Source organism: Oleiphilus sp. HI0067 (assembly GCF_001635735.1).
The window spans coordinates 1-241 of the sequence record NZ_LWFI01000718.1; the positions used below are offsets into that span (position 1 = coordinate 1).

Below are 241 nucleotides of genomic sequence, written 5' to 3' on the forward strand. Positions count from 1 at the left end.
TGTGAGCTCCAATTGGCGCTTAATACTTTTCGACCGTAGCGAATATGTTGGTCGATTTTATTTTCGGATGCCGTTTCACGAATGTATTTGAGAATATCCTGACCATCAGCAATGACTTTTTTATCTTCCCAAGGTTTGAACTCATATCCAAAGGTGAATAAATCAGAATCAGAACGAATGCCTGGATACTTAAACAAGTCCCATGTGCCGCCAGACCGTTGGCGCGATTCAAGAATTAGAT

Annotated in this window: 1 pseudogene; it reads right to left on the reverse strand. The window is 41.1% G+C overall.

From position 1 onward, the window contains the following. Nucleotides 1–241, reverse strand: a pseudogene (locus A3739_RS29680) (FAD-containing monooxygenase EthA); the annotation flags it as partial.